Below are 7,405 nucleotides of genomic sequence, written 5' to 3'. Positions count from 1 at the left end.
ACCCACACCGGGCCGTCGCTGTGGGGCCGGCGCTCGGGCCCCCCCACGCCCCCCCACAAACCCAACACGCCGCCGGGGCGGGGCGCGCGGACCGGGTGCGGGAGGCGGCCGCGCTGTTCGAGTGCGCGCTGGAGGACCCGGAGGTGATGCGGGCGCGGGCCAGGGTCCGCCACCTCGCCGAACCGCCCGGCCGGGCCTACGCGGACCCCGCGGTCCGGGCCAGGGTGGCGCGCTGGCTCGCGGACCGGCCGGGGTGGGTGCCCCACGCGGTGGGACCGGACCGCTCGGCGTGGGAGGAGCTCACCGCGTCCGCGTCCGTGCCCCCTCAGCCGGCGCTGCCCAGCACCTCGGCCAGGTCGTAGCCGACGACCTCCTCCAGCTGCTCGTACGTACAGCTCTCCGGCGTCCGGTCGGGGCGCCAGCGGACGAACTGGGCGGTGTGCCGGAAGCGGTCGCCCTCCATGTGGTCGTACCGCACCTCGCAGACCCGTTCGGGGCGCAGCGGCACCCAGGACAGGTCCTTCTTCCCGGTCCAGCGGCTCTGCGCGCCGGGCAGCCGGGCGCTCTCGTGCGCGGCCTCGTCGGTCCAGGAGGCCCAGGGATGCCCCTCGGCGTCCGCCGTCCGCAGGGGCTCCAGCTCCTCGACGAGCTCGGCGCGGCGCTTCATGGGGAAGGCGGCGCAGACGCCCACGTGCTGGAGCGCTCCGCGGCCGTCGTACAGGCCCAGGAGCAGCGATCCGACAATCGGACCGCTCTTGTGGAAACGGAAACCCGCGAGGACGACGTCGGCCGTACGCTCGTGCTTGATCTTGAACATCAGGCGGGCGTCGGGCCGGTAGGGGAGATCGAGGGGTTTCGCGACGACCCCGTCGAGCCCGGCGCCTTCGAACCGCTCGAACCACTCCCGCGCGAGCGCGGGGTCGGTGGTGGCGGGCGCGAGGTGCACGGGGGGCCGGGCTGTGGACAGGACGCGGACGAGGGTACGGCGGCGCTCGCCGAGCGGGGTGTCGAGGAGCGCCTCGTCGCCCAGGGCGAGCAGGTCGAAGGCGACGAAGCTGGCCGGGGTGGTCTCGGCGAGCATCCTCACCCGGGAGGCGGCGGGGTGGATCCGCTCGGTCAGCCGGTCGAAGTCGAGACGCCCGCCGTGGACGATCACGATCTCCCCGTCGACCACGCAGCGGGGCGGCAGGTTCTCCTTGAGCGCCGCCACCAGCTCGGGGAAGTACCGGCTCAGGCTCTTGCCGGTGCGGCTTCCGACCTCCACCTCGTCCCCGTCGCGGTGCACGATCGCGCGGAAGCCGTCCCACTTGGCCTCGTACTGCATGCCGGGCGGGATCTTCCCCACGGACTTGGCGAGCATCGGCTTCACGGGCGGCATCACCGGCAGATCCATGGAGTCGATTCTGCGGTGGTACGTCCGGGTCCGCTCGGTGTGCGCGTCCGGCCGCGCCCGCCTACCGTGGCGCCCATGGCCGGTAGCGCGGGTGATGCGATCGAGCTCGACGCGGGCGGACGGGCGGTGCGCCTGTCCAGTCCCGACAAGGTGTACTTCCCGGAGCGCGGGCTCACCAAGCGGGACGTCGCCGAGTACTACCTTGCCGTCGCCCCAGGGATCACCCGCGCCCTGCGCGACCGCCCCACCACCCTGGAGCGTTACCCGGACGGGGTGGAGGGCGAGTCCTTCTTCCAGAAGCGGGCCCCGAAGAACCTGCCCGACTGGATCCCGACCGCCCACATCGCCTTCCCCAGCGGCCGCACGGCCGACGAGATCTGCCCCACCGAGCCGGCCGCCGTGCTCTGGGCGGCCAACCTGGGCTGCCTCACCTTCCACCCCTGGCCGGTGCGCCGCGGGGACACCGACCGGCCGGACGAACTGCGCATCGACCTGGACCCGCAGCCGGGCACCGACTACCACCACGCGGTGGCCGCGGCGCACGAGCTGCGCGCCCTGCTCGACGAGGTGGGGCTGCGCGGCTGGCCCAAGACCTCCGGCGGCCGCGGCCTGCACGTCTTCGTGCCGATCGCCCCGCGCTGGACCTTCACGGAGGTCCGCCGGTGCGCGATCGCCCTGGGGCGGGAGCTGGAGCGGCGGATGCCGGGCAGGGTCACGACGGCCTGGTGGAAGGAGGAGCGCGGCGAGCGGATCTTCGTCGACTACAACCAGACCGCCCGCGACCGGACGATCGCCTCCGCGTACTCCGTCCGCCCCCGCCCGCACGCCCCGGTCTCGGCGCCCCTGCGCTGGGAGGAGGTGGACGACGCGGAACCGCGCGACTTCGACATCGTGACGATGCCCGCCCGCTTCGCGGAACTCGGCGACCTGCACGCCGACATGGACGAGCACGCGTTCGACCTGGAACCCGTACTGGAACTCGCGGCCCGCGACGAACACGACCACGGCCTGGGCGACATGCCCTACCCCCCGGACTACCCGAAGATGCCGGGCGAACCCAAACGCGTCCAGCCGAGCCGCGCGAAACCCGAATCCCCGGGCGCCTGACCCGACCTGGGCCGCCCGTATGCCCCCACCCGCGGCTCACGGCCCTGCGGCGCGAGCCGGTGTGGGCGACGACGTGGGGGAGCGCGGCCAACGAGGACGTCGCCCCCCCCCGCATCGGCCTGCCCGAGCTGCCAGGGGTTGACCGGCCGGGCCCCTCCGAGGCCGAGGGCCGAGGCGGCCGCCACTGGAAGACGCACGCCCTCCTCTCCCGGGCCGCCGGGCGCCCGTGCGCGTGGATCGGCGGCTGAGGCCCCGGCCCGGTTCCGGACAACCGTTCGGCTGATTTTCGTCTCTTCGTCGTGGCGCTGCGTGCCTCACCATGTCGCTTCCCGGCAGCGGGGGCCGAGGCTTGGGGGAGCCATGACGGAGACGACCAGCGAGGAGCGCGAGCCCACCGGGGAGCCCGGTGCCGTGGGCGCCAGACCGGACGGTCCGGCGGGGCAAGAGGATCAGGACGGGCAGGGCGGACGGGACCCGGGGTCCGAGGCGGACGCCGGGCAGGAGCCGGAGAGCCGGCTGGCCCGGGCGGAAGGCTCGGAAGAGCAGGGCGATGACGCCGCGCGCGACCGGCAGGAGGCGGAGGGGGCGAGCCGCCCGGCTGACGAGGCGGAGGCCGAGGAGGCCCAGGCGGAGGCCGAGGCCGAGACGGCCGCCGACGACCCGGCCGACGACCCGGCCGACGACCCGGGCGACGACCCGGCCGACGACCCGGCCGACGGTGCGGAGCAGGCAGGCGGCCGGCTGGGCCGGCGGGTGACGGCGAAGCTGCGCACGTTGGCGCTCGCCGCCGCCGGGGTGGCGCTCAGTGCGGCGGTCGCCGCGGTCGTCTCCGCGTACCTCGACATCTGGTCCGTACGGGAACCACCGCCCGGCGCCCCGCGGATCACGGCCAGTTCCGAGGTCTGGTGGGACCTGCTGAGGGACCACCACCTGGTGCGGTCCGCGCCCGGATCCACGTACGACAAGGAGCCGCTGGCGGAGAACGACGCCCAGGACGCGCTCTCCCGCATGGTCACCGAGGGCGGGGTCGACGCGGGCACGATGCGGATCCGGGTGATCCTCTCGAACTTCACCCGCACACCGGCCACCATCACCTCCCTCCGCGCCCGCATCGAGCGCACCCGTCCCGCGCCCACCGGCCCGCTCTTCCACTGCGGCGGACCGCAGGGGACCGCCGAGATCAGCCGGGTGGTCCTCGACCTGTCCACTCCGCAGCAGCCCGCGATGGAGCAGACCGTCGAGAACCAGCCGCCGGCGCAGTATCCGAGCAGCACGGTCCAGGTGGCGGCCCAGGGCGAGCCGGCCTACTTCGACGTCCAGGTCCTCACGGGCAACGCGACCGGCCCGGCCGCCATCACCTACGAGTTCGTCCTCGACGTCACCTACACGCAGGGCGACCGGCAGCAGCACCTGCTCGTGGACCGGGCCGGGCGCCCGTTCGTCCTGGCACAGGGGATCAACAACTGGAGCCAGGGGTTCCGCTGCAACGACAAGAGCTGGAAAGCGGTATGACGGGCCGCTCACCGGTGGCCCGGCAGCGGACCGTCGCCACCGCCGCGACCGCCGTCCTGGCGCTCGTGGTGTCCTCCGTCCTCACCGTCGCGCTCCTGCGCGCGTTCTTCCCCGGCCGCCCGGACGGTCCGGGCCGGACCGGCCTGTACGCGACGGGTGCACCGCTGCTGGGCAGCGGTGAAAGCGCCTGGACGGCCACCCTCCCCGAGTCCGGCCGGCGGCCCCCGGCCGGACTGATGCGGGGCGCGCTGGGCTGCGTGCCGCTGTTCCAGTGGGCCACAACGGCTCGGGCCGTGCCCCGTGGCCAGGTCACCGTCGCCTACTCCGTCGGCGCGTCACCCTCCCGCCCGGCCGTGGTGCGGGGGGTGCGCGTGGTCAGGGGGGCCGCCATCCCCGCACCGCGCGGAGACGACGTCGGCTGCGCCGGATGGGCGCCGGACGAACGTCAGACGGTCATGGCCGCCGCCGACGACAAGCCCGTACGGCCGGTCCGTCTCTCGCTCGACCAGCCGGGCGTCCGCCGCGAGGCCCCGCTCCCCGTCCGGGCGGGCGGTTCGGCCACGGGACTGGTGACCGTCACGACGGCCGCCTGCACCTGCGGCTGGTGGCTCGAACTGGACGTGGAGGAGAACGGCCGGCCCGTGACCGTACGGGTGGACGACGACGGGCGGCCCTTCACCCTGGCACCGCCTACGGCCCCGCTCTCCTCGCCCGCCGACCGGGAATTCCACAGCGGCCCCCTGTCCCGGGCCTTCGGTGATCCCCAGCAGCCCCAGGCGGGGATCACCGTCGCCGCCGAGCTGGTGCCGCCGTACGACAGCTGGGAGGCGGAATCCGACACCCCGCAGGACCCGGCGGCAGCCATCGGCGGTGAGGCGCGGCTCGGCGGTGTGGCCTGCCGCCGCGCGTACGACTCCGTGATGCGCGCGGGAGGCGGCCCGGCCGGGGCACACGCCCTCGCCCTGCGGATCAGCGGCCCTCCGCTCGTGGAGGGCGCCGTCCTCGACGCGTCGGTACGGATCGAAACGGTCCGGCTCGACGCCGCGCAGCGCTATCGGTACTCCTGCGCCCGAGCCGGCGTGGATCCGATCAGCCCCGCCGACCAGCCGGGCATCGACCGACACCTCTTCCCCGACACCCTGCACGCCCTGGGGCCGTTCCCCAGCGGATCCCTCAAGTACGACCCGAGCTGGAGTCCCGAGCGGGGCGTCGGCCTGTCGATGCCGCTGGCCCGGAACGAGCTGTTCGCCTTCGGCACGGCCGGCCCGGACGGCCGGGGCACGTTCGGCATCAGTGCCGGAATCGTGCCCGAGCAGGCCACCTACGGCATGACGGTGGACGTGACGGTCACCCTGCCGACCGGGGAACGCGCCGCCTTCACGCTGACCGACCACGGCACACCGTTCCTGCTGGGACCCGGAAGGGCCCTGCTGGAGCCGGTGCACCAGCAGAACCTCCTCGAACCCTTCGGCGGCCCGCACGCCCGCTACCAGGAGAAGCTCGGCCCGGGCTAGGTCGTCACCCCGCTTCGGTGTTCGGCTTTCTCGGCGGGTCGGGCCGGTAGGGGGCGTCGAGCAGTTCGAGGAGCGGTGGGTGGACCAGTGCTCCCGGGAGGCGGGGGTGGTCGGTGAGGATGCCCGCCGCGCGCAGTCGGTCCAGCGCAGGCTGCGGTGCGTGCGCGATGCGGTCGCGCAGCCAGGCGGCCGAGACCGCCGGTGCGGCGCGGAGCCGGCCGAGGACGGCCACGGCGGCGGGATCGTCGGCGACCTGCGCGAGGGCGGCGTCGAGCAGGCGGCCGTGGACGGTGAGGGTGCCGGTCCGGTGCCGGGCGGTGTCGGTCACCGCGCGGGCGAACAGCGCTCCCCAGCGCGTGAGGTCGCCGTCGGCCGCCGCGACCAGTGCCGTGTCGTGCTGCGCCCGGTGCTCTTCGACCCAGGCGTCCAGGTCGAGCAGCAGGCCGGGAAGCAGACCCGCCGCCACGAGGTCGCACTGGCCGAGCAGACGGGCCGTGCGGCCGTTGGCGTCCGGGAATGGATGGATCGTCAGCAGCGCCACCATGGACAGCGCGGCGGCGTCCAGAGGGGGCGCGGTGGTGCGGGTGCCCCAGTGGTGCCAGCGCTCCATCCGCTCCCGCAGCCGGGCACCGGCTTGGGTCGCGATCGAGAAGGTCTGCCCGTCGGGCCAGGTGATGGTCATGGGTGCACGGCGGAAGCCGCCCGGGGCACCGATGTTGGGGTCCCCCGCGATCAGCAGCCCGTGCAGCTCGGCGAGCGCGTCCGGGGTGAAGCACGGGCGCCGGCCGGGGTGTTCGAGCAGCTCGGCGCGGACGGAGTGGACGGCCAGCAGGCCGGCCGAGGTGCGGTTCTCGGCAGCGGCGGCCAACTGCGCGGCCAGCCGGCCCGGTTCGATTCCGGCAACGCGGCGCAGGTGGAGTTTGGGTCGCCGGCGGGGGCGGTGGAAGAGGTCGGGGTCGTCCAGGTGCACGTCGGCGGCGGTGGCCAGTTCGGCGAGCGCGTCGAGTGCCGCGCTGCGGGCGGCGGGCGGGATGGCCACGGCGTCCAGCGGCGGTGCGACGGGGAACACCCGTCGCACCGCCGCCGTGGTGGAGCGGTCGGTCATCAGCAGGTGACGGAGTGGACCGTGCCGGTCGGCACGACGACGTTCACCCAGTCGGTGGTGGTCTGGCCCAGCCAGTTCGTCGTCGTGACCGCGTATTCCACGGTCTGGTAATCCACCGCCAGCGCCCAGGTCTGGCCGGGTGCGATCGTGACCTCGAAGCCGACGTTCTTCTCGATCGACGTGTTGAGCTCGGCACCGAGCTTGAGGCTGAGCGCCTTCTCCACCGTGGCCGTGATGTCCGTGTTGACCTTGTAGCTCACCGTGTACTTGGCGCTTGAAAGCACCTTCAGGGTCGTGTCGCCGCTGTTCTTGACGCAGCCCGTCTTCATCTGCGCCGTCGGGCCCTCACGGAAGCGGACGACGGAGTTCCCGCCGCCACCGCCACCGCCACCGCCACCGCCGCCACCGACACCGCCCGACTCCACGGTTACGGTCGGCTCGTCCGGGTCACGGGGAGGGGAGGGCAGCTCGCCCCCGTCGATCGTGCCCTCGATGACGACCACTTCGCCGCCACCGCCACCGCCACCGCCATCGCCGCCGTCGTTGCCGCCGCCCCCGTTGCCGCCGCCCCAGTCACCCCAATCGCCGCCGCCCGAGGTGTCGCCCGGATCGTCCGGGCTGTTTCCGCATTCGGACAGCTGGTCGCAGGCGGAGGCGGCGGCCTCGTGCGGGGCGACCACGGCGGGTACGGCGGTGAGCACGGTGGCGCCGAGTGCTGTGGCGACCACGAATTTCCTGAGGTTCATTGTCTTCATTCCGATGGGAGGGATGGCG

At 74.2% G+C, this 7,405-nt stretch carries 6 protein-coding genes and 1 pseudogene; 4 read left to right on the top strand and 3 right to left on the bottom strand.

The window, feature by feature from the left end; all coding sequences use genetic code 11:
• Positions 1–362 (top strand): annotated as a pseudogene (locus WDV06_RS14685) (hypothetical protein); the annotation flags it as partial.
• On the opposite strand, the gene WDV06_RS14680 reads toward WDV06_RS14685, so the two are convergent.
• Entirely contained in the window at positions 326–1,393 is a 1,068-nt protein-coding gene (locus WDV06_RS14680) for an ATP-dependent DNA ligase (RefSeq protein WP_395510166.1), read from the bottom strand. The pseudogene WDV06_RS14685 and the gene WDV06_RS14680 overlap by 37 nt on opposite strands.
• A 75-nt stretch (positions 1,394–1,468) precedes the next feature.
• Here WDV06_RS14680 and ligD point away from each other — a divergent pair, with 75 nt between their 5' ends.
• From ligD to WDV06_RS14665, 3 genes are all read left to right on the top strand, one after another.
• On the top strand, positions 1,469–2,500 hold the full coding sequence (gene ligD, locus WDV06_RS14675) for a non-homologous end-joining DNA ligase (protein ID WP_395510165.1): 1,032 nt from the start codon (positions 1,469–1,471) through the stop codon (positions 2,498–2,500).
• 360 nt (positions 2,501–2,860) lie between these two features.
• Positions 2,861–4,012 carry a hypothetical protein gene (locus tag WDV06_RS14670; protein ID WP_395510164.1) on the top strand — a complete coding sequence of 384 codons (1,152 nt, stop codon included), beginning with the start codon at positions 2,861–2,863 and terminating at the stop codon, positions 4,010–4,012.
• The gene (locus tag WDV06_RS14665) at positions 4,009–5,526 is read left to right on the top strand and encodes a hypothetical protein (protein ID WP_395510163.1); all 1,518 of its coding nucleotides are present in this window, start codon (positions 4,009–4,011) and stop codon (positions 5,524–5,526) included. The genes WDV06_RS14670 and WDV06_RS14665 overlap by 4 nt, the downstream gene beginning before the upstream one ends.
• Positions 5,527–5,530: 4 nt before the next feature.
• Here the strand turns inward: WDV06_RS14665 and WDV06_RS14660 are convergent, their stop codons facing one another.
• Together WDV06_RS14660 and WDV06_RS14655 are read right to left on the bottom strand one after the other, a co-directional pair.
• Positions 5,531–6,631: a Fic family protein gene (locus WDV06_RS14660; protein WP_395510162.1), complete on the bottom strand. Its 1,101-nt coding sequence runs from the start codon at positions 6,629–6,631 to the stop codon at positions 5,531–5,533.
• Positions 6,631–7,377, bottom strand: coding sequence for a DUF6426 family protein (locus WDV06_RS14655; RefSeq protein ID WP_395510161.1), 747 nt, complete (start codon positions 7,375–7,377; stop codon positions 6,631–6,633). The genes WDV06_RS14660 and WDV06_RS14655 overlap by 1 nt, the downstream gene beginning before the upstream one ends.
• Between the last annotated feature and the right edge of the window lie 28 nt (positions 7,378–7,405).

The organism is Streptomyces racemochromogenes (assembly GCF_044129415.1).
GTDB classification, from domain to species: domain Bacteria; phylum Actinomycetota; class Actinomycetes; order Streptomycetales; family Streptomycetaceae; genus Streptomyces; species Streptomyces racemochromogenes_A.
This window is presented reverse-complemented; position numbering and strand designations above follow the sequence as displayed.

Coding starts and splice junctions, on each gene's coding strand:
- ligD (WP_395510165.1), top strand. CDS start 1,469: ATGGCCGGTAGCGCGGGTGATGCGATCGAGCTCGACGCGGGCGGACGG.
- WDV06_RS14680 (WP_395510166.1), bottom strand. CDS start 1,393: ATGGATCTGCCGGTGATGCCGCCCGTGAAGCCGATGCTCGCCAAGTCC.
- WDV06_RS14670 (WP_395510164.1), top strand. CDS start 2,861: ATGACGGAGACGACCAGCGAGGAGCGCGAGCCCACCGGGGAGCCCGGT.
- WDV06_RS14655 (WP_395510161.1), bottom strand. CDS start 7,377: ATGAACCTCAGGAAATTCGTGGTCGCCACAGCACTCGGCGCCACCGTG.
- WDV06_RS14660 (WP_395510162.1), bottom strand. CDS start 6,631: ATGACCGACCGCTCCACCACGGCGGCGGTGCGACGGGTGTTCCCCGTC.
- WDV06_RS14665 (WP_395510163.1), top strand. CDS start 4,009: ATGACGGGCCGCTCACCGGTGGCCCGGCAGCGGACCGTCGCCACCGCC.